At 66.0% G+C, this 1502-nt stretch carries 1 protein-coding gene; it reads right to left on the minus strand.

What is annotated here, in order from left to right:
- Window positions 1–13: 13 nt before the first annotated feature.
- Entirely contained in the window at window positions 14–1402 is a 1389-nt protein-coding gene (locus HJC40_RS44950; RefSeq protein WP_284044643.1) for an IS4 family transposase, read from the minus strand.
- Window positions 1403–1502: the final 100 nt, after the last annotated feature.

The raw sequence follows: 1502 nt of genomic DNA on the forward strand, positions 1-1502 counted from the left end.
CAACGCCGTTCAGTTAGGGCTGGGTGGTTGGTGTCAAGGCCAGGATGTTGATCTCTATCGTGGCTTGGTAGGTGGCGCGGTCGATGTTCGGGCCGCGGGCGTTGTATTTGCTGATGGCGCGTTTGACGATGCGGGCTTTGGTGCGTAGGCGCCGGTCGGGCATGAGATGGGTTAGAACCTGTCGGCCGATGGCGCCGACCAGGTCGATCACGGTATCGGCGATGACGTTCGCGGCCTGGGCGACCAGGTCGCGAGCGGAGTTCAAGGCGATGGTGAAGCTGGCCCGGTCTGGATCGGTGCCGGGGATGCTGTCGGTGGCGTCGACCATCGCGGTCCGCAGGATCTGGTAGGTGATGAGCAGGGCGTAGATTTCCTGCTCGATCCCGGTCGGGGTGCGTGACCGTAGAACTCTTCCGTCGAGGATCGTCGATTTCATTTCCAGGTAGGCGGTCTCGATCTCCCAGCGCTGGTGATAGAGGTTGATCAACTGCCCGGCGGGATAGCGGTGGTGGTCGAGCAGGGTCGTGACCAGCCGGTAGTGACCGGTCCGGCGGACGCCGCCGGCGATGATGGTGATCTCGGCGTCGATGACACGGATGGTCAGTGAGCCGAGTTGTGACAGGTGCGAGCCGTCGTCGTGGCGGGCTCGTATGGGTAGGCGCCGTCCACTTTTGCAGCGTACGAGCAGGTCGGCGCCGGTGGTGGCGAAGCCTTGCAGGACCGCGGCGGCGGCGAAGTTGCGGTCGGCCAGGACCAGCATTCCGGGGCGCAGGCTGCGGGCCAGTTGCGGGGCGTATCCGGTTTCGCCGGTACCGGCCGGGCCGAAGACCGCGTCGATGATGTGGCGGGTGCCGCAGGTGACCAGGGCGAGTAGACGGATCGTGGGATAGCCGCCGGTGCCGTGGTTGCAGCGTTGTTTGGTCAGTCCGGTGAGGTTCGCGGGGCTGTCGGCCACGCTGATCATGGTGCCGTCGATGGCGCAGACGAGCAGGCCCCGCCAGGTCACGGCGGTGGTCGCGGTGGTGACGGCGGGACCACGAAGGAGATCGAACAGCGCCCGCATCGGGGCCACGCCGAGGCGTTGGCGGGCTTGACGCAACGCGCTGGCCGACGGTGTGATCGGGGCCAGGGCGCGTAGTCCGGCGGTCAGCCGGTGCCACACCTGCAGGTAGCCGTGATCGGCGAACAGGCAGGCCGCGAGCAGCAGGTAGACCACGACACGGGCCGGGAGCAGGCGAATCCGGTGCTGGACTGCACCGGAGCGTTGCAGGGCGTCATCGACCATGTCAAAGGGCACCAGTTGGGTCAGCTCACCCAGATGGCCCGGCGCGAACCGGCCCGCCGCGATGGTCTTGGTTTCGGTTATGGCAATCTGATCAGGCAGCGGAGCTCCCGGTGTCAAGGGCGTCTTAGAGTGACCACCCTCTATACAGGAGCTCCGCTGTTTTCATGCCTACGACACACCTTGACGACCGCCCGCACCGCCTAACTGAACGGCGTTG

The sequence above is a fragment of the Actinoplanes sp. M2I2 genome (assembly GCF_023544445.1).
In the GTDB taxonomy this organism is placed as follows: Bacteria; Actinomycetota; Actinomycetes; order Mycobacteriales; family Micromonosporaceae; genus Actinoplanes.